Annotated in this window: 21 protein-coding genes and 1 pseudogene; 20 read left to right on the top strand and 2 right to left on the bottom strand. The window is 46.3% G+C overall.

The genetic code is table 11. The features are described from left to right. Positions 1–6: 6 nt before the first annotated feature. Positions 7–450, top strand: coding sequence for a flagellar export protein FliJ (gene fliJ / locus R7Z77_RS18555; RefSeq protein ID WP_213967832.1), 444 nt, complete (start codon positions 7–9; stop codon positions 448–450). A 40-nt stretch (positions 451–490) separates the two neighbouring features. Here fliJ and R7Z77_RS18550 read toward each other — a convergent pair whose 3' ends face one another. Further along, positions 491–805 carry an NIPSNAP family protein gene (locus R7Z77_RS18550; RefSeq protein ID WP_005380475.1) on the bottom strand — a complete coding sequence of 105 codons (315 nt, stop codon included), beginning with the start codon at positions 803–805 and terminating at the stop codon, positions 491–493. 39 nt (positions 806–844) lie between these two features. Beyond that, on the bottom strand, positions 845–988 hold the full coding sequence (locus R7Z77_RS18545; RefSeq protein WP_005394314.1) for a hypothetical protein: 144 nt from the start codon (positions 986–988) through the stop codon (positions 845–847). Positions 989–1,085: 97 nt separating this feature from the next. Between R7Z77_RS18545 and R7Z77_RS18540 the strand changes: the two genes are divergently transcribed. The 19 genes and pseudogenes from R7Z77_RS18540 to R7Z77_RS18450 form a co-directional block, all read left to right on the top strand. After that, positions 1,086–2,939 (top strand): flagellar hook-length control protein FliK, encoded by a 1,854-nt coding sequence (locus tag R7Z77_RS18540; RefSeq protein ID WP_213967833.1) that lies wholly within the window; start codon positions 1,086–1,088, stop codon positions 2,937–2,939. An 85-nt stretch (positions 2,940–3,024) separates the two neighbouring features. Further along, complete coding sequence (gene fliL / locus R7Z77_RS18535; protein ID WP_005380477.1) at positions 3,025–3,528, top strand: flagellar basal body-associated protein FliL; 504 nt, start codon at positions 3,025–3,027, stop codon at positions 3,526–3,528. A gap of 7 nt (positions 3,529–3,535) precedes the next feature. Further along, positions 3,536–4,582, top strand: a complete 1,047-nt coding sequence (gene fliM / locus R7Z77_RS18530) for a flagellar motor switch protein FliM (RefSeq protein WP_005380478.1) — start codon at positions 3,536–3,538, stop codon at positions 4,580–4,582. A gap of 58 nt (positions 4,583–4,640) precedes the next feature. Next, positions 4,641–5,051 carry a flagellar motor switch protein FliN gene (gene fliN / locus R7Z77_RS18525; protein WP_005380479.1) on the top strand — a complete coding sequence of 137 codons (411 nt, stop codon included), beginning with the start codon at positions 4,641–4,643 and terminating at the stop codon, positions 5,049–5,051. 1 nt (position 5,052) lies between these two features. Then, positions 5,053–5,466, top strand: coding sequence for a flagellar biosynthetic protein FliO (fliO, locus tag R7Z77_RS18520; protein ID WP_005380480.1), 414 nt, complete (start codon positions 5,053–5,055; stop codon positions 5,464–5,466). Beyond that, entirely contained in the window at positions 5,453–6,322 is an 870-nt protein-coding gene (fliP, locus tag R7Z77_RS18515) for a flagellar type III secretion system pore protein FliP (RefSeq protein WP_005394311.1), read from the top strand. Before fliO ends, fliP begins: the two co-directional genes overlap by 14 nt. 24 nt (positions 6,323–6,346) lie before the next feature. Next, a complete protein-coding gene (gene fliQ / locus R7Z77_RS18510) occupies positions 6,347–6,616 on the top strand; it encodes a flagellar biosynthesis protein FliQ (protein WP_005380488.1) in 270 nt (89 codons plus the stop codon). A gap of 8 nt (positions 6,617–6,624) precedes the next feature. Then, positions 6,625–7,407 carry a flagellar biosynthetic protein FliR gene (fliR, locus tag R7Z77_RS18505; protein WP_005384463.1) on the top strand — a complete coding sequence of 261 codons (783 nt, stop codon included), beginning with the start codon at positions 6,625–6,627 and terminating at the stop codon, positions 7,405–7,407. Between the two features lie 3 nt (positions 7,408–7,410). After that, on the top strand, positions 7,411–8,541 hold the full coding sequence (gene flhB / locus R7Z77_RS18500) for a flagellar biosynthesis protein FlhB (RefSeq protein ID WP_005380490.1): 1,131 nt from the start codon (positions 7,411–7,413) through the stop codon (positions 8,539–8,541). 210 nt (positions 8,542–8,751) lie between these two features. Next, complete coding sequence (flhA, locus tag R7Z77_RS18495) at positions 8,752–10,851, top strand: flagellar biosynthesis protein FlhA (RefSeq protein WP_025998722.1); 2,100 nt, start codon at positions 8,752–8,754, stop codon at positions 10,849–10,851. Between the two features lie 28 nt (positions 10,852–10,879). Continuing rightward, positions 10,880–12,406, top strand: coding sequence for a flagellar biosynthesis protein FlhF (flhF, locus tag R7Z77_RS18490; protein ID WP_213967835.1), 1,527 nt, complete (start codon positions 10,880–10,882; stop codon positions 12,404–12,406). Between the two features lie 14 nt (positions 12,407–12,420). Further along, positions 12,421–13,308, top strand: coding sequence for a MinD/ParA family protein (locus R7Z77_RS18485; protein WP_005380498.1), 888 nt, complete (start codon positions 12,421–12,423; stop codon positions 13,306–13,308). Beyond that, positions 13,301–14,035, top strand: coding sequence for an RNA polymerase sigma factor FliA (locus tag R7Z77_RS18480; protein WP_318136783.1), 735 nt, complete (start codon positions 13,301–13,303; stop codon positions 14,033–14,035). The genes R7Z77_RS18485 and R7Z77_RS18480 overlap by 8 nt, the downstream gene beginning before the upstream one ends. A 45-nt stretch (positions 14,036–14,080) precedes the next feature. Next, positions 14,081–14,449: a chemotaxis response regulator CheY gene (cheY, locus tag R7Z77_RS18475; RefSeq protein ID WP_017635949.1), complete on the top strand. Its 369-nt coding sequence runs from the start codon at positions 14,081–14,083 to the stop codon at positions 14,447–14,449. 118 nt (positions 14,450–14,567) lie between these two features. Continuing rightward, complete coding sequence (locus tag R7Z77_RS18470; RefSeq protein ID WP_005380502.1) at positions 14,568–15,308, top strand: protein phosphatase CheZ; 741 nt, start codon at positions 14,568–14,570, stop codon at positions 15,306–15,308. A gap of 9 nt (positions 15,309–15,317) precedes the next feature. After that, positions 15,318–17,558 (top strand): chemotaxis protein CheA, encoded by a 2,241-nt coding sequence (locus R7Z77_RS18465; protein ID WP_005380503.1) that lies wholly within the window; start codon positions 15,318–15,320, stop codon positions 17,556–17,558. A 29-nt stretch (positions 17,559–17,587) separates the two neighbouring features. Beyond that, complete coding sequence (locus tag R7Z77_RS18460; RefSeq protein WP_318136782.1) at positions 17,588–18,700, top strand: chemotaxis response regulator protein-glutamate methylesterase; 1,113 nt, start codon at positions 17,588–17,590, stop codon at positions 18,698–18,700. A gap of 8 nt (positions 18,701–18,708) precedes the next feature. Beyond that, a complete protein-coding gene (locus R7Z77_RS18455; RefSeq protein WP_005380505.1) occupies positions 18,709–19,488 on the top strand; it encodes a ParA family protein in 780 nt (259 codons plus the stop codon). Next, positions 19,478–19,690: pseudogene (locus R7Z77_RS18450) on the top strand (chemotaxis protein CheW); the annotation flags it as partial. The gene R7Z77_RS18455 and the pseudogene R7Z77_RS18450, both read left to right, overlap by 11 nt.

The following is a 19,690-nucleotide window of genomic DNA, read 5'->3' as shown; positions in this document are numbered from 1 at the left end:
TAGCGCATGAATAATGCGATGGAGTTTCTACTTGAGCAAACTAAGGATCGTGAAGACCAAGCTGTGCTTGCACTGAACAAAGCGCGTTCTGAACTCGAAGATTATTACCGTCAGGTTGAACAAATTGAAAAGTATCGGCTTGATTATTGCCAGCAACTCGTCGACCGTGGTCAGGCGGGCCTAACGGCAAGTCAATATGGACACTTAAATCGATTCCTTACCCAGCTAGATGAAACTTTATCTAAGCAAAAGCAAGCAGAAAGTCATTTCAATGAGCAGGTTGAAAACTGTAAAGAATATTGGTTAACCGTGCGTAAAGAACGCAAATCCTATGAGTGGATGATAGACAAACGCGAAAAAGAGAAACAACTTGCTGAAGCTAAGCGCGAACAAAAGCAAATGGACGAGTTTTCCACCTTACTTTACAGTCGAAAACCACATCGTTTCTAAACGTTATCGGTTCGATATTGCATTACGGTGTTGCAGCTGACTACATCTCTACCGATTCAAGTAAGGTAACTTTGATTGAGTCTTGTTCAATTAACTCAAACACCTTCGGTCGAATCTCGCGAACCCACCACTCGTTGTATGTTTTTTCGTAGAGAGCCTGGCGTGCTTGTTCATTGTCGAACTCTCTAAGCCAAACAAAATAGTCATGTCCATCATCACCAGTGTGGACGTAAGTATTCAGTACACGCATGCCTTGTGAACGTTGATAGGGCAACAGTTCTTCCTTCATCCAACTTAGCCACTGTTCTGTTTTGCCTGCTCTGATTCTATATTGGCGTAATTCTGTGATCTTCAAAGTGATTCCTTAATTGTTAAGTCAAATGTCTGTTTACGCTTATCGTTTTTCAAAGTCAATCAAGTAGCTGTACATCATGTTAGGAACCAGGTTCTCGGATAGTACTGTTGATGTTTGTTCCATAAACATGCCATCTATTAGCTTACCGAGAATTGGCTCAATATTGTGGTGTGATTTTTGCATTTTAGCTGTCAGTGTCGGGTCTTTTTGACCTTTGTTTGCCGCCAGTATTGCTGTCTGTCAGCGATACGCTCAGAGCCACGAGAACGAGAGTTTCTAAATGAGTGTGAATTTGTCCCATGTATCTGCGACTACCAAGACGCCAGTTTCTGATGTGTCCGCTAAAGCGTCCGCAGAGAGCACTGAGAGCAAGGGATTTTTAGAAACGTTAACCGATGCATTTGCTGGTAAACAAAAGCCCGAAAAAGTAGCAACAGAATCGACAGTGGTTGAAGAAAAAGAAAGAGCGGATGTAGGCAGTACTTCTTCTGCTAACGTCTCGGACGAATTGTTGGCGCAAGAAAGCCAAGAATCCGTCAGTGACGGGACCCATGATTTTGATGAAATATCAGCAAACAAACCGAATGCAACCTTAAGTGAAGAAGTAAGTTTACAAAAGGCGAGTAACAGCACACCTTTGGAGCATGATGTTGAAGCTATTGAAAAAGTGAAATCAACATCAATTGATACGAGTAACCCATCAAATACAATGGACGTAAAAAGCACGATGGGCGAAGGACAACAGCTTCTTGGTCGAATTGAACAAGCGAATCAAACCCTGAATGCGAGTAATGCATCCATCGATAGTGGCAAAGTTTTGCCTCAGAGCGCGAATTTAGTGCATTCGTTCCACGAGCAAGCAACCGTTTCGACACACCTTGATGGGCTGGCTTTGAATGAAACGCCATCAGTTCATTCTCTTGAACAAGCACAGATGATCCCAGGACAAGACTTAGAGCCAATTTTAGATAAGAATGGTCAACCTATCGATGTCGACAAACTTTCGCCTGAGTTTGCTGCTTGGCAAGAGCTAGCGAAACAAGCCAGCCATCCGACGGCTAAGAGCGCAGTCAGTGGTGAAGTAGCTAATGATCTGTCGCCGTTGTTAACAGACGTTGATGGTTCCAACATCGACGCGCTTCCACGAGTCTCCTTGGATGAACTTGAAGTTATAGATACTAAGTTGGCGCAAGGAAAACCACTGACTCAGCAAGAAGCTCAGATCATTGAAGGGTTGAAACAAGGAAGGATCACGGCGGATATTCCTGATCAAGACCTTGCCCAATTTGTTGCGCTCCCTAATGACATTAAACAGATTCTCGCAGAGCAACAAGTACAACATAATTTAACTCGCCAGGCTGGACCTATGGCAGTGTCTCAGCAAATCCAGCATACAGCGGCTCAAGTACCCCAGCCACAAACTGCTCATAGTGGAGAAAAAGTCGCATTATCTCCAACGCCCGATACGTTGATAACCGCGCAAGTGCCGACGTCGCTTCAAGGTGTGAAAGACGGAGAGATTAGCCAGAAAGTGATGAACGCAGCATTGGCGACTGGTGCGCTAAAGGCGACTGCGGATAAACAAGATAAGCCGGATCTCCAACACGGTTTCGCTGGACAGCTTCAGGCTATGGCAGGTCAGCAAGGAATTAATGTACAGCAACAAGCGCGTATTGATGCTGCACAACAAGCTCAGCTTCCGTTGCAACTAACTAAAGAGCTAGCCAACGAGCAAGTTGCGGAAAAAGTGCAAATGATGATGTCGAAGAATCTGAAAAATCTCGATATTCGTCTTGATCCACCAGAGTTAGGTCGTATGCAAATTCGTATGACCATGAATAATGACGTTGCCAATGTACATTTTACAGTGAACAACCCGCAAGCTCGTGACATTATTGAACAGACGCTCCCTCGTTTGAGAGAAATGCTAGCACAACAAGGTATGCAGCTGGCTGATTCTTCCGTCCAGCAACAAAACAGCGGGCAACAGCAAGGTAGGTATACTGCTGAACAACATGGTCAAAGCGCGCAAAGTGGCGGTTTTTCTGGACAGTCCGAAGAGGGTTTTGAATATGATGTCAATCTGGATTTGAATGTCGCTTCAAAGCGTGATGGAATTAGTTTTTACGCATAAAAGGCCGTTTAACGGCAATGGAATATGGTTACCAAGCAACTCACTAAAACGTCTTGGTAACTCAAAAAAACAATAAGAGACAAGAATGGCAGAAGAACAGTTACAAGGGGCCGATGCGCCGAAAGGAAAAAGCAAGTTACTTATCATCATCATCGCTGTTGTAGTATTACTACTTGGTGGCGGGGCAGCGGCATTTTTTCTAATGGGCTCTGATGAACCTGCTCAGGCTGAATCGTCTCAACAGGCTCAAGTGAAGGCATCGGATGCTGCGCCCATCGCGTATGTGAATCTTCCTCAGGCATTTGTATTTAACGTTACTGGGGATAGCCGCGATAGGCTGGTTCAAATTAAAGCGCAGTTAATGGTTCGCGGTGCAGAAAATGAAGAGTTGGCGCGGTATCATTCGCCACTGATTGAAAGCTCTATGCTATCAACGTTTGCTTCCGCGACGGTTGATCAATTGCGCTCTCCTACAGGACGAGTGGAATTGCGCGATCGTGCTTCCGAAGATATCAAAGCAGCGCTGAATGCTGCGGTCGGTAAGCCAGTGATTGAAAAAGTACTGTTTACAGATTTTGTTATTCAATAGGTAAAACGTGACCGATCTATTAAGCCAAGACGAAATTGATGCGCTATTGCATGGGGTTGACGATGTTGATGACGTCGATGAACCGATAGAAAACGACACTGAGGGTGCCGTCAATTTTGATTTCTCGTCGCAAGACAGAATCGTACGTGGTCGAATGCCGACGCTCGAACTTATCAACGAGCGCTTTGCACGGCACATGCGTATTAGTCTGTTTAATATGCTGCGTAAAACGGCAGAGGTGTCGATCAATGGCGTGCAGATGATGAAGTTTGGTGAATACCAGAACACATTGTACGTGCCAACCAGTTTGAACATGGTGCGTTTTCGTCCGTTAAAAGGTACTGCGTTGATCACCATGGAGGCTCGTTTAGTCTTTATTCTGGTAGAAAACTTCTTTGGCGGTGATGGTCGATTCCACGCCAAAATCGAAGGCCGCGAATTTACCCCAACGGAACGCCGCATCATTCAGTTGTTACTGAAAATTGTATTTGAAGATTATAAAGAAGCGTGGTCGCCAGTGATGGGGGTAGAGTTCGAATATCTCGACTCTGAAGTAAACCCAAGCATGGCAAACATTGTCAGCCCGACAGAAGTGATTGTCGTGAGTTCATTCCATATAGAAGTTGACGGCGGTGGCGGCGATTTTCATGTCGTTATGCCTTACTCCATGGTTGAGCCTATTCGTGAACTATTGGATGCAGGTGTTCAGTCCGACAAGATGGAAACGGACGTTCGCTGGAGCTCAGCACTACGTGAAGAGATCATGGATTGTCCGGTTAACTTCCGCGTGAACTTGCTCGAAAAAGACATTTCTTTGCGTGATCTCATGGAGCTGCAACCGGGCGATATCATCCCGATTGAAATGCCAGAACATGCGACGATGTTTGTAGAAGACCTACCGACCTATCGCGTAAAAATGGGTCGTTCGGAAGACAAATTAGCGGTGCAAATTTCTGAGGAAATTGAGCGCCCACATGTCGTCAAAACAGATTTAGCTTTCTTAGGTAAAGACATCATGTCTGAGCTTGAGAGTGAAGACGATATAGACCATTAAGATACCTTATTAAACAGACATGCTATGGCATGAGTTAGGCGTAACACAGGATAGAAAAATGGAACCAAGTGACGATCAAAAGCTAGCAGACGAATGGGCAGCCGCTCTTGGCGAAGACCCGTCTGCCCCTTCTGTAGACGTAGATGAAGTATTGGCTGCGCCACTGGAAGAGCTAAAAGACACTTCAAGCCCAATTAGCGAAGATGAGCGTCGTAAACTCGACACTATTATGGATATCCCGGTGACGATTTCGATGGAAGTCGGTCGTTCTCAAATTAGCATTCGGAACCTATTGCAGCTTAACCAAGGTTCGGTTGTTGAGTTGGATCGTCTAGCCGGTGAGTCGCTCGATGTATTGGTTAACGGTACTTTGATTGCTCACGGCGAAGTCGTGGTCGTCAACGATAAGTTTGGTATCCGTTTGACGGATGTGATCAGCCAAACTGAACGAATTAAGAAGCTGCGTTAAGATGAGTCGTTCAATCAAAATGCGATTGAAGCAAATCACTGGAGCACTGAGCTTAATGCTAAGTGCTCCTTATGCATTTGCTGCCGCACCAAATAATCTGGATCTTGCGACGACACTTGGCTCGCTTGTGCTTGTAATCGGCGTGATTCTTTTGCTGGCTTGGTTGCTGAAACGTATGCAAGTGCCAGCGATGGGACAACAAAAGGGCTTGCGTATAGTGAGTCAGTTGCCAGTGGGTACAAAAGAAAGAATCGCAGTAGTTCAAGTGGGTGAAGAACAGTTTTTGGTTGGGATTACTAGCCAATCGATCCAAACTTTAGCCAAGTTAGATAAGCCACTGAAAGAGGAAGAGTTGGCGACCAATGCTTTTGCGACTCAATTTAGCCAGCTGATCAAAAAACATGACAAAGGGTAATCCAATTCGTTTGCTCCTGAGTACGTTGTTACTTTTTGTCGGCGTGCTGTTTTCTTCATTTACCTTTGCTGAAGCAGAGGAGTCAGCGCTGCCAGATAACTTAGCCGATGGAAGTGGTGTTACAGTTCAGGCTATGCAAAGTGATACTGGTGCTAGCCGTGCTATGTCCGTTTCTAGTGGCGGTGGTATTCCAGCATTCACCATGACCACGAACCCTGATGGCAGTGAAGACTACTCGGTTACACTACAAATTTTAGCGTTAATGACCATGCTTGGCTTCTTGCCTGCCATGGTGATTCTGATGACCTCGTTCACTCGAATTGTGGTGGTGATGTCGATATTGCGTCAGGCAATGGGTTTGCAACAAACGCCTTCTAATCAGGTTATTATTGGTATTGCGCTGTTTTTGACCTTTTTTGTTATGTCTCCTGTCCTGAACGAAATCAACGACAAAGCTGTTCAGCCTTATTTGAACGAGCAAGTTACGGCGCGAGAAGCGTTTGATGCTGCACAAGCGCCAATGAAAGCATTTATGCTTAAGCAGACCCGAATCAAAGATTTGGAGACGTTCGTAACCATGTCAGGAGAGCAAGTCGAGAATCCAGAAGATGTGTCGATGGCGGTGTTGATTCCGGCTTTTATCACCTCAGAGCTAAAAACTGCATTCCAAATTGGCTTTATGCTCTTCTTGCCGTTTTTGATTATTGACCTTGTAGTCGCTTCGGTACTGATGGCAATGGGTATGATGATGTTGTCACCAATGATTGTTTCGTTGCCGTTCAAGTTGATGTTGTTCGTATTGGTCGATGGTTGGAACTTGATACTCTCGACACTTGCGGGCAGCTTTGCCCTTTAGATAAGCGCAGATAGAGGATAAGACATGACACCAGAAATGTTTGTCGAGCTTTTCCGTGAAGCACTTTGGATGGTGCTTATCATGGTCTGCGCTATTATCATCCCAAGCTTGCTTATCGGCCTTGTAGTTGCGATTTTTCAAGCTGCGACATCCATCAACGAACAAACATTGAGCTTCTTACCGCGTTTGATTGTCACGCTTTTGGCCCTGATGCTGTTTGGGCATTGGATGACGCAAATGTTGATGGAATATTTCTATGGCTTGATTGAACGCTTACCTCAGGTGCTTTATTAGAGGCGCCTATGGAGTACCCCACTAGCGTTGTCTTAGATTGGATCGCAAACTACTTCTGGCCCTATGTTCGTATCTCATCCATGTTGATGGTGATGACAGTAACCGGGGCCCGATTTGTTTCGCCAAGAATCCGCCTTTACCTCGGTTTAGCCATCACTTTCGCTGTCATGCCAGCCATCCCCGCCGTACCTCAGGACATTGAGCTACTCTCGTTTCGTGGCTTCATGACCATTGCCGAGCAAATGATCATCGGCATAGCGATGGGTATGGTTACTCAATTTATGATTCAAACCTTTGTCCTACTTGGTCAAATATTGGGTATGCAATCAAGTTTGGGCTTTGCTTCTATGGTTGATCCCGCAAATGGTCAGAACACGCCATTGCTTGGCCAGTTATTCATGTTCTTAACGACAATGTTTTTCCTTGCCACCGATGGACACTTAAAAATGCTGCAATTGGTGGTGTTCAGTTTTAAAACTTTGCCGATTGGCTCCGGCTCGCTCAACGCGGTTGATTTCCGTGAAATGGCAGGCTGGCTTGGTATTATGTTCCAAACTGCATTGAGTATGTCTCTATCCGGCATTATTGCACTACTGACCATTAACTTGTCGTTTGGTGTAATGACCCGTGCCGCACCACAGCTGAATATCTTCTCGCTTGGTTTTGCTTTTGCTTTGATGGTGGGTCTATTACTTTGTTGGTACATACTGGCTGGTCTATACAGTCATTATGAAATGTTCTGGACAGTGGGTGAGGCGCAGATTTGTCGGCTCATTCGCTTGGAGTGCTAAGATTTGGCAGAATCAGACGGTCAGGAACGCACCGAAGAAGCCACGCCCCGACGGTTACAACAAGCCAGAGAAAAGGGGCAGGTCGCTCGATCTAAAGAGCTTGCATCAGCATCTGTGCTGATCGTTGGCGCCATTTCATTGATGTGGTTTGGCGAGGCGTTAGCACGTTCATTGTTTTCCATCATGAGCCGTTTATTTGATCTTCAACGAGAAGAGATTTTCGATACTGCAAAACTGTTTGATATCGCTTTGGGCGCGATGAGTGATTTGTTGTTCCCACTATTTTTGGTGTTAGCGACATTGTTTACCGCCGCCATGATTGGAGCAGCAGGTGTGGGAGGAATCAGTTTTTCTGCCCAAGCGGCCATGCCCAAGCTGTCGAAAATGAATCCACTTAGCGGCTTAAAGCGAATGGTTGGCATGCAAAGCTGGGTAGAGTTGATCAAATCAATCCTTAAAGTGGTTCTGGTCACTGGTGTCGCCATCTATTTGATCCAAGCATCGCAGGCCGATCTGATTCAATTGAGCATGGATGTGTATCCGCAAAACATCTTCCATGCTTTAGATATTTTGCTGAACTTTATTTTGCTGATCAGTTGCTCGCTATTGATTGTGGTTGCCATCGATATTCCATTTCAAATTTGGCAGCACGCCGATCAGTTAAAAATGACCAAGCAAGAAGTCAAAGACGAATACAAAGAGACTGAAGGTAAGCCGGAAGTGAAAGGCCGTATTCGTATGTTGCAAAGGGAAGCGGCTCAACGTCGAATGATGGCGGACGTTCCTCAAGCTGATGTTATTGTTACTAACCCAGAGCACTTCTCGGTAGCGCTTCGTTATAAACAGAAGACAGACCGTGCGCCAGTCGTGATCGCTAAAGGTACTGACCACATGGCGATGAAGATTCGAGAAGTCGCCCGCGAACATGACATTACGATTGTGCCCGCACCACCTTTGGCTCGTGCGTTGTACCACACGACAGAGCTCGAGCAAGAGATCCCCGATGGGTTATTTACTGCCGTCGCTCAGGTTTTGGCATTTGTATTCCAATTGAAGCAATACCGAAAACGAGGTGGACAGCGCCCGAAAATTCAAGATTATGATTTGCCAATCCCGCCCGAGCACCGTCATTGATACGAAAAGCGGTAAAGCCTTAAAAAAGCTCGTTTGATCAAAAGCTAAGCTCTATTTGAGTGTTTAGTCATTATTTTGGCGCTAATTATGGTACATAGATTGCTTAAAACGCTTTAATTATCAACCCTACCTAAACTTTTAGGCTAAAGCGGTCGCGTATTAATAGTAAGAGCTTACGTGACGCTTCAATCGATTGAGATCTCTCGCAGTATGAAGTTAAGCCTGCCGTTTGCAGATAAATTGCCACGAATCCCTCAACGTGAAATGCCAGCTATTGGTGCTCCGGTGATGGTTTTGGCCACCCTAGCGATGGTGGTACTGCCGATTCCAGCATTTTTGCTGGATATGTTCTTCACCTTTAACATCGCGCTGTCGATGGTGGTGTTGTTAGTGACCGTTTACACACGTCGCCCTTTGGACTTCGCTGCTTTTCCAACGGTATTGCTGATCGCCACGTTGCTCCGCTTGGCTTTGAACGTTGCCTCGACTCGTGTCGTCTTACTGCATGGTCATGAAGGCGGTAATGCGGCAGGTAACGTAATTGAGGCGTTCGGTAACGTCGTTATTGGTGGTAACTACGCGGTCGGCCTAGTGGTTTTCCTCATCTTAATGATCATCAACTTTATGGTGGTGACCAAAGGTGCGGGTCGTATCTCTGAGGTAAGTGCTCGCTTTACGCTTGATGCGTTGCCGGGTAAGCAAATGGCGATTGATGCCGACTTGAATGCCGGATTGATAGACCAAGAGCAGGCAAGAGTTCGTCGTTTTGAAGTGACCAAAGAAGCGGATTTCTATGGCTCGATGGATGGTGCCTCGAAGTTCGTAAAAGGTGACGCGATTGCCGGTATTTTGATTCTGTTTATCAACATCGTCGGCGGTCTGTCGATCGGTATGGCGCAGTATGGATTGGGTTTCGGTGAAGCGATTGAAATCTATACCTTACTGACAATCGGTGATGGTTTGGTCGCACAAATCCCATCGCTATTGCTGTCGATTGCAGCGGCAATGATGGTGACGCGCCAAAACACCGATGAAGACATGGGGGAACAACTGGTCTTCCAGATGTTCGACAACCCAAAAGCGCTGATGATTACTGCGGCTATTCTTGGTGTGATGGGCATCGTACCGGGCATGCCACACTTTGCGTTTTTGAGCCTGGCAGTCGCGGCCGGTGCAGCGGCATATTTCATCGACAAACGGCAGAAGCAGAAAGCGAAAGAGCCCGCTTTACCAGCAACAGCAGACGAAGGTACAGAACCTTCCTCACAGCGCGAACTGTCTTGGGATGACGTCCAGCCAGTCGATATTATTGGCTTGGAAGTCGGTTATCGCTTAATCCCTTTGGTGGACAGAGACCAAGGTGGGGAACTGCTAGAGCGCGTAAAAGGCGTGCGTAAAAAGTTATCGCAAGATTTTGGGTTCCTAATTCCAGCGGTTCATATTCGTGACAATCTTGAGCTGACCCCAAACAGTTACCGAATTACATTGATGGGGGTTGCGGTGGGCGAAGCAGAGATTCGTCCGGATCAAGAGCTAGCGATTAACCCAGGTCAGGTGTATGGCATGATTGATGGTGAACCAACCATTGACCCTGCTTTTGGACTGGAAGCCGTATGGATCCGAGAAGATCAGCGTGAGCACGCGCAGGCTCTGGGTTATACGGTTGTTGATTCATCAACGGTATTAGCGACGCACCTAAGCCAGCTATTGACCAACAACGCATCACAGCTAATTGGCCATGAAGAAGTAGAGAATTTATTAGAAATGTTGGGACGCAGCGCGCCTAAGTTGGTCGAGAACTTTGTTCCTGACCAATTACCATTAGGTGTGGTGGTGAAAGTCCTACAAAACTTGTTAAACGAGGCCATTCCAATCCGCGATATTCGCACGATTGTTCAAACTTTGGCTGAGTACTCAAGTAAGAGTCAAGAAGCTGACATATTGACGGCAGCAGTTCGAATTAGTCTTAAACGTCTAATTGTTCAAGAAATCAATGGTATAGAGCCTGAGTTACCAGTGATCACCTTGATACCCGAACTGGAACAAATATTGCATCAAACTATGCAAGCATCAGGAGGCGAATCCGCGGGGATTGAACCGGGACTCGCTGAGCGATTGCAGTCTTCACTAAGCCAAGCGACACAGGAACAAGAACTGAAAGGCGAACCTGCCGTTCTGCTTACTTCCGGTGTATTACGCTCGACGTTGGCGAAATTTGTGAAGAACACAATACCTAATCTCCGGGTACTGTCTTACCAAGAAATCCCGGATGAAAAACAGATCAGAATTGTGCAAGCCGTGGGTAACTGATCTCACGCATCATTAATGGATTCATAGTTTGAAAATAAAGCGATTTTTTGCCAAAGACATGAGAACGGCGCTGCTCCAAGTGAAAGAGGACTTAGGCGCGGAAGCGGTGATCATGTCAAACAAGAAAGTGGCTGGTGGAGTAGCGATTGTTGCGGCGATAGATAGTGAATCTAATCCGTCTCAAGCAAGCGCAGCGTCACAGCAAAATCGCGGTGCTTCTCAATCGAATCGCTATAACGAACATCGTCAAATGTCATCGTCTTCTGCTGATCGTTACCAAGATCGTCATTTAGATGAAGATAAAATTAGCCTGAACAGTAATAACAGTAATAACAGTAACAATGAAAAAACAGGCTCAATGACGCAGCGATTCGCTAATATGCTTAAGCAATATAGCGGTGGTGCAGCAGATGCTGACGATCACGTAGCAGAAAATGAAGATTCGCTCTCTGCTTTGCTGCAACGCCAAAATAAGCATCGCGACGGCTACAACCAAGAAAAGCCAGCGCCATATCAACCAGATTCACCTTTGGCGAAGCTAATCGCACAGGACAATCGATTTGAACGTCCGACGCCCAAGCTGGACCCGACGCGCTATGACCGACGTCGCCCAAGTGATGAGCGTGACGAATCGGCCGATGAGCTAGAAAGCATGCGCGAAGAGATGACGTCAATTCGTCGTCTGTTGGAGCACCAAGTTTCTGGCCTGATGTGGCAAGAAGTAGAACGCCGTGAGCCGCTAAGAGCTATGCTGATTAAGCGCTTAGAGCGAATGGGCGTTTCTCCGGAGTTAGCAGACCAGATGGCCTGTTATATCCCGGAAGATACAAAGCCAGCGCGAGCGTGGAAAGCGTTATTGTCGCTGGTGGCGGATCAAATCAATATTCCTAAACAGGACATTTTAAAACGTGGTGGCGTAGTCGCATTGTTGGGTCCGACGGGGGTTGGGAAAACAACAACCGTAGCGAAACTCGCAGCACGCGCAGCCATGGAATACGGTGCCGACAATGTGGCCCTTGTGACAACAGATACATATCGCATAGGTGCACATGAGCAACTCTCAATTTACGGAAGAATCATGGGTTGTCCCGTAAGAGTTGCTAAAGATTCTAACGAGTTAGCCGATGTTATATATCAGCTAAGAAACAGAAGACTGATTTTGGTCGATACGGCAGGGATGGGGCAACGAGATGTGAGGCTTTCCGAGCAGCTCGACACTCTAATGCAAGAGAGCGGAGAAGTGATCCACAGCTACCTTGTTTTGCCGGCTACCGCACAACGTCGTGTTCTACAAGAAACGCTGGATCACTTCCGACGTATACCACTTTCGGGTTGTATTATGACGAAGCTTGATGAGTCATTAAGCCTAGGCGAATTCATCAGTGTAGTGATTCAAAACGCAATGCCAGTAGCTTACATCGCTAATGGTCAGCGCGTACCAGAAGACATTGTGATAGCGCAACCAAAATATATGCTTGCGAAAGCAAATGAACTGTTAGAGAAGTCGACAGAGAACGAACCTCACTTTTGGAACAGTGACAGTGAAGGACTCTAAGGCGGCGGACTACTATGACTGAGAATATGATACACGATCAAGCAAGCGGCCTCCGTCGCTTAACACAACCATCGTTGACCAAAGTGATTGCTGTTACTGGCGGCAAAGGTGGTGTGGGGAAATCAAACGTAACACTGGGTCTGGCGATTTGTATGGCTCGCCAAGGCAAGAAGGTGATGGTTCTCGACGCTGATTTAGGTCTGGCCAATGTGGACGTGATGCTCGGAATTCGTGCAAAACGTAATCTAGGACATGTCTTAGCGGGTGAATGTGAGCTAAAAGATGCGATTGTCGAAGGGCCTTATGGTATAAAGATAATTCCTGCAACTTCTGGCACACAGAGCATGACAGAGCTTTCTCACGCTCAGCATGCCGGACTCATCCGAGCATTTGGTAGTCTTGAAGACGAAATGGATGTCCTGCTGATTGATACCGCTGCTGGTATCTCTGACATGGTAATCAGTTTTTCGCGAGCAGCTCAAGATGTGGTTGTAGTTGTGTGTGATGAACCGACGTCAATCACAGATGCCTATGCATTAATCAAGCTGTTGAGTAAAGAACACCAAGTTCAACGCTTTAAAGTTGTAGCAAATATGGTCAGAAGCTACCGTGAAGGGCGAGAATTGTTTGCAAAGTTGACACTAGTCACAGAGCGATTCTTGAATGTTAGCCTTGAACTCGTAGCATGTATTCCATTAGATGATAAAGTACGACAGGCTGTAAAAAGACAAAAAATTGTCGTTGATGCGTTCCCACGCTCGCCTGCCGCTTTAGCTATCAGCTCACTAGCAAACAAAGCGTTGACGTGGCCACTACCGAAAACACCAAGTGGACACTTGGAATTTTTTGTGGAAAGGTTGCTAAATCGTACCGAATTCGCAGAGGACCCTTTTGGTGAATAAAGCGATAACCTATGACCAACATGGCAAATTTAATAGCCAGCAGGCGTTCATTGAACGTTATTCAGTGTTGGTTAAGCGCATTGCTCACCACCTACTAGGCCGTTTACCGCCGAGTGTTCAGGTAGAGGATTTAATTCAGGCCGGCATGATCGGTCTTATCGAAGCTCAGCAGAATTATGATGGTTCTAAAGGTGCGAGCTTTGAAACTTATGCAGGTATCCGTATTCGTGGCGCAATGTTAGATGACATGCGTAAAGGCGATTGGGTACCGCGTTCTGTTCATAAAAATAATCGAGAGATTAACCAAGCGATTGCGGAGCTGGAAGGCGAATTAAATCGAGATCCTACTGATTCTGAAGTAGCCACGCATCTCGGTATGACACTGGATCAATATCATAGTGCTCTTACCGATATCAACTGCTCAAAATTAGTCGGTATTGAAGATTTAGGCGTTTCTGATGATGTGATTTCACCGGCGGATGAAACCGATGACAGCAACCCATTCAAAGGGGTAGTTGATGAATCATTTCGAAAAGCACTGGTTGAATCAATAAAACAGCTTCCAGAGCGTGAAGCTTTGGTTCTTTCGCTTTATTATGATGAAGAACTCAATTTGAAAGAAATTGGCGATGTGTTAGGCGTAAGCGAATCTCGCGTAAGTCAAATACTGAGTCAATCGATGCAACGTTTACGTACCAAGCTCAGTGCGTGGACACAAAATGACTAAAAACACTGATTTTACGATTCAGTGGAGGCAATTTTGAATAAAAACATGAAGATCCTTATTGTTGATGATTTCTCAACAATGCGCCGTATTGTTAAAAACCTGCTTCGTGACTTGGGTTTCAATAACACTCAAGAAGCGGACGATGGTTTAACCGCATTACCAATGCTGAAAAAAGGTGACTTCGATTTTGTTGTAACTGACTGGAACATGCCAGGTATGCAAGGCATCGATTTGCTTAAACACATCCGCGCGGATGCAGAACTTAAGCATCTGCCAGTTCTAATGATCACGGCTGAAGCGAAGCGTGAGCAGATCATTGAAGCTGCTCAAGCAGGTGTAAACGGCTACATTGTTAAGCCATTTACTGCTGCAACATTAAAAGAAAAATTAGATAAAATTTTCGAGCGTTTATAACTCTCTCTTTCTCTTTGTTATTCGAGTCATTCATACCAATTATTAAATACCTATTAAATGACTCGTTTAGCGTTTTCAAAGTGATAAGAAGAACTAAACGTAAAAGGGTCTATTCAGAATGATCTCACTAGAGCAGGCGAAGTCACTCGTTCAAATGCTAGAAAACGGGGAACAAGACCAAGCCAATATGCTTGTTGCCTCGATCTACGAAGGTGCCGATAACCCAATGCTGCAAGAAATTGGAGCGTTAACTCGAGACCTTCACGAATCACTCAAGCAGTTCAGTCTCGATCAGCGCATGACCGAAATTGCGAAAGACGAAATCCCTAACGCTAGGGATCGTCTCAATTATGTGATCGAGAAGACAGAGCTTGCAGCCAACAAAACAATGGATGCGGTCGACTGCTGCCTTCCTATCGCTGACAACCTGCATGATTGCCTTCTAAAAGTTCGTCCTCAATGGAATGAACTCATGCACGGGCGCATAGAATTAAGCGAATTTAAAGCACTGTGCCACCGAATCGACGGGCTATTAGTGCAAGTCGAAGGTGACAGCACTGAATTGCGCGGCCAGTTGACCGAAATTCTCATGGCGCAAGACTTCCAAGACCTAACTGGCCAAATCATTCGCCGCGTAATTACGTTGGTTAATGAAGTAGAAGGCCGCTTAGTGGAAATCCTAACCGTATTCTCTGGAAATAAACTTGAAGAACACATTCAAGTTTTGTCAGAACCGGCAGATAAAAAGAATACACAAACAAGCGAAGCCGAAGGCCCGATTCTTCATCCAGAACTGAGAGAAGATGCGGTTTCATCGCAGGACGAAGTCGATGACTTGTTGTCCAGTCTTGGATTTTAAAGGTAACGTATGAGCTACGATTTAGACGAAGATATTCTTCAGGACTTTCTCATTGAGGCTGGGGAAATTCTCGAGCTGCTTTCTGAGCAGTTGGTTGAATTAGAAAATAACCCAGAAGACAAAGACTTACTTAATGCTATTTTCCGCGGGTTTCATACCGTAAAAGGCGGTGCCGGCTTCCTTTCATTGGCAGAGCTAGTCGATACTTGTCATGGTGCGGAGAACGTGTTCGACGTTTTACGAAACGGTCAACGCACGGTAACGCAAAACTTAATGGATACGATGCTAAAAGCCTTGGATACGGTTAATACCCAGTTCCAGGCTGTTCAAGATCGTGAGCCGTTAGAAGCTGCGGACCCTGAGCTTCTTGAAGAACTTCATCGTCTATGCAAACCTGAGTCAGAAGATGAAGTAGCGGCAACCGTAGTTGAAGAACCAGTGGCTACTCCAGAGCCTATTATTCCCGAGCCTATCATCGAAGAACCTGCTGCGCCGTCAGCACCATCAAGTGTCGGCTCTGTTGATGAAATTACCCAAGACGAATTCGAAAAGCTACTGGATGAGCTTCATGGTAAAGGTTCAGCGCCAGGCACCTCAATGTCTGCGACACCTACAACGCCATCTGAACCGCCTCAATCGAGTGCACCATCAGTTGAAAGTGGTGATATCACTGATGATGAGTTTGAACGTTTACTCGATGAACTGCACGGTGTAGGAAAAAGCCCTTCTACGGCAGAGGCTGCTGCATCTGCATCCGTACCAGTAGAGCCACCTAAAGCGGCAGAGCCTTCCGCTCCAGTGTCATCTTCATCAAATCAAGACAGTGACTTAATGACGGACGAAGAGTTCGAAAAGTTACTCGATGAGCTACATGGTTCAGGTAAAGGTCCAACGCTAGAAGAATTGGATATGGCAACGAAGCCAGCGTCAGCAAACGTAGAGCAAAGCCCTGCGAAACCTGAGCCTGTTGCTAAGCCAGCACCCGTTCAAGCAGCGCCAGCACCAAAGCCAGAATCTAAACCAGTCGCGGTAAAAGAAGAAGCTAAAGCACCAGCGGTTAAAAAACCTCAGGCTGAAGCAACCGTTCGTGTTGATACCTCGACACTTGATACCATCATGAACATGGTGGGTGAGCTCGTATTGGTTCGAAACCGCCTATTAAGCCTTGGTTTGAATAGCGACAACGAAGAGATGTCCAAAGCGGTCGCTAACCTTGACGTGGTAACTGCGGATCTACAAGGCGCGGTAATGAAAACGCGTATGCAGCCAATTAAGAAAGTGTTTGGCCGCTTCCCACGCGTTGTTCGTGACTTGGCTCGTAACCTAAATAAAGACATCGTGCTAGAAATGCGCGGTGAAGAAACCGACCTCGATAAAAACCTTGTAGAAGCATTGGCCGATCCGTTGATTCACTTGGTGCGTAACTCAGTTGATCACGGTATTGAAATGCCAGACGCACGCGCGAAGGCAGGCAAATCACGCACAGGTAAAGTGATTTTGTCAGCATCGCAAGAAGGGGACCATATTGAACTATCCATCGTAGATGATGGTGGCGGTATGGACCCGAACAAACTTCGTGGCATCGCGGTGAAGCGTGGCATGATGGATGAAGATGCGGCGGCGCGTTTAACAGACAAAGAGTGCTTCAACCTTATCTTCGCACCTGGTTTCTCAAGTAAAGATAAAATTTCTGACATCTCTGGTCGTGGTGTGGGTATGGACGTGGTTAAGACGGCGATCAATACCTTAAACGGTTCAATCGATATCGATTCTGAGCTAGGCAAGGGCACTAAGATTACGATCAAAGTACCACTAACGTTAGCGATTTTACCGACTCTGATGGTTGGTGTTGGCGGTCATCCGTTTGCTCTACCACTGGCTTCGGTGAGTGAAATTTTCCACTTAGATCTTAGCCGTACAAACGTGGTAGATGGTCAGCTGACGATCATTGTGCGAGAGAAATCTATCCCACTATTTTACTTACAAAACTGGTTAGCATCTAAATCGCAAAACGTCCAAGAGCGTACAGGTCACGGTCACGTGGTGATTGTACAGATTGGTAACCAACGCGTTGGTTTTGTTGTGGATACGCTTATTGGTCAAGAAGAAGTGGTTATTAAGCCTCTCGATAATCTATTACAGGGCACTCCAGGTATGGCTGGTGCGACAATTACTAGCGATGGCCATATTGCATTAATTCTAGATGTGCCTGATTTACTTAAGCGATATGCTGCGGCTTCACGCCTTTAAGCAAAGCTGACGTTATTAAAAGGAATAAGATGGCGATTAAAGTACTAGTCGTTGATGATTCGAGTTTTTTCCGACGTCGCGTGAGCGAAATCATCAACTCAGAATCGCGCCTAGAAGTGATTGACGTTGCGGTAAATGGTAGAGAGGCGGTTGAGAAAGCCAAATCCCTCAAACCTGACGTCATCACGATGGATATTGAAATGCCAGTTATGGATGGCATTACAGCTGTACGTGAAATAATGGCCGCTGCTCCAACGCCAATTCTAATGTTTTCGTCCCTGACCCACGACGGGGCGAAAGCTACGCTTGATGCGCTAGATGCAGGCGCATTGGACTTCTTACCGAAAAAGTTTGAGGACATTGCGCGTAACCGTGAAGAAGCTGTGTCATTACTTCAACAGCGTGTGATTCAGATTGCCTCGAAGCGCGCTTTCATGCGTCGACCTATCGCTCGCCCAACAGCGAGTACCAGCACGACTACTCGATCATTAGGTTCAAGAACGGCTTCACCTGTGACTCCAACACCAACTCGACCTGCTGCGACAAAGTACCGTGCTTCTGGTAAGAAGTATCAACTGACGGCAATTGGCACATCAACAGGTGGCCCCGTTGCTCTACAAAAAATTCTGACGCGCTTGCCGATGAACTATCCGCATCCGATTGTATTGATTCAACACATGCCAGCAACGTTTACTGCTGCGTTTGCCAGTCGTTTGAACACCTTGTGTAAGATTCAAGTGAAAGAAGCACAAGATGGCGATGTGTTACAGCCCGGTGTGGCATACCTTGCACCAGGTGGGAAACAAATGATGGTAGATGGACGAGCGGGCGCTGCTCGTCTTCGCATTATTGATGGCGGCGACCGCATGAACTACAAACCATGTGTGGATGTGACTTTTGGTTCTGCCGCAAAAGTATATGGCGACAAAGTGCTCTCTTTAGTGTTGACAGGCATGGGTGCAGACGGTCGTGAGGGCGCTCGCATGTTGAAGTCTTCAGGCTCAACAATTTGGGCACAAAATGAAGAAAGTTGTGTTGTTTATGGCATGCCCCAAGCGGTTGCTAAAGCAGGCATTTCTTCAGAAGATTTACCGCTTGACCGCATTGCTGAACGCATGTTGGTGGAAGTTGGCCTAGCTTAGGATTCATCATGATTGTTTGGAGTGTAGCTAACCAGAAAGGAGGCGTGGGTAAAACCACCTCAACAGTGACATTGGCGGGCTTATTGAGCCAGAAAGGCCATCGAGTATTGATGGTTGATACTGATCCTCACGCCTCACTGACTACTTATCTCGGTTATGATCCTGATGCAGTAACTTCGAGCCTATTTGATTTATTCCAGTTGAAGACGTTTTCTCGTGAGACGGTTAAGCCGTTGATTTTAGAAACAGAGCTGGAAGGAATGGATATCATTCCCGCGCATATGTCCCTTGCCACGCTTGATCGCGTAATGGGTAATCGCAGTGGTATGGGATTAATCTTAAAACGGGCGCTGCAAACTGTCTCACAAGACTATGACTATGTGTTGATTGATTGTCCGCCAATCCTTGGCGTGATGATGGTGAACGCGTTGGCAGCCAGTGACCGAATTTTGATTCCTGTTCAAACAGAGTTTTTGGCAATGAAAGGTCTAGAGCGCATGATGCGTACGCTAACCATTATGCAAAAATCTCGCCCGGGCGGTTTTAAAGTGACTATCGTCCCAACCATGTACGATAAGCGCACGAAAGCGTCATTGCAGACATTGATGCAACTGAAAAAAGATTACCCAAATCAAGTGTGGACCTCAGCGGTGCCTATTGATACCAAGTTCCGCGATGCCAGTTTAAAGCACTTGCCAGCGTCGCATTTTGCATCTGGTAGTCGTGGTGTGTTTGCCTATAAACAGCTACTGATTTATCTGGAGAGGTTGGCGTTCGATGAGCAGTAATGATGTGCTGTCCAGTGAACAAGCACTTGATGACTACTTTAATGCATTACTGGATGATGAAACTGAAATAACGACTCTTGAGGAAGACCTTGACCTGTTGGCTCAAGAGGTATCATCTGCAGAGCCAGAGCCAGAGCCAGAGCCAGAGCCAGAGCCAGAGCCAGAGCCAGAGCCAGAGCCAGAGCCAGAGCCAGAGCCAGAG

Source organism: Vibrio sp. 1401 (genome assembly GCF_033340295.1).
Note: the sequence above shows the minus strand (reverse complement) of the source record. Positions and strands in the feature narration are given on the sequence as shown.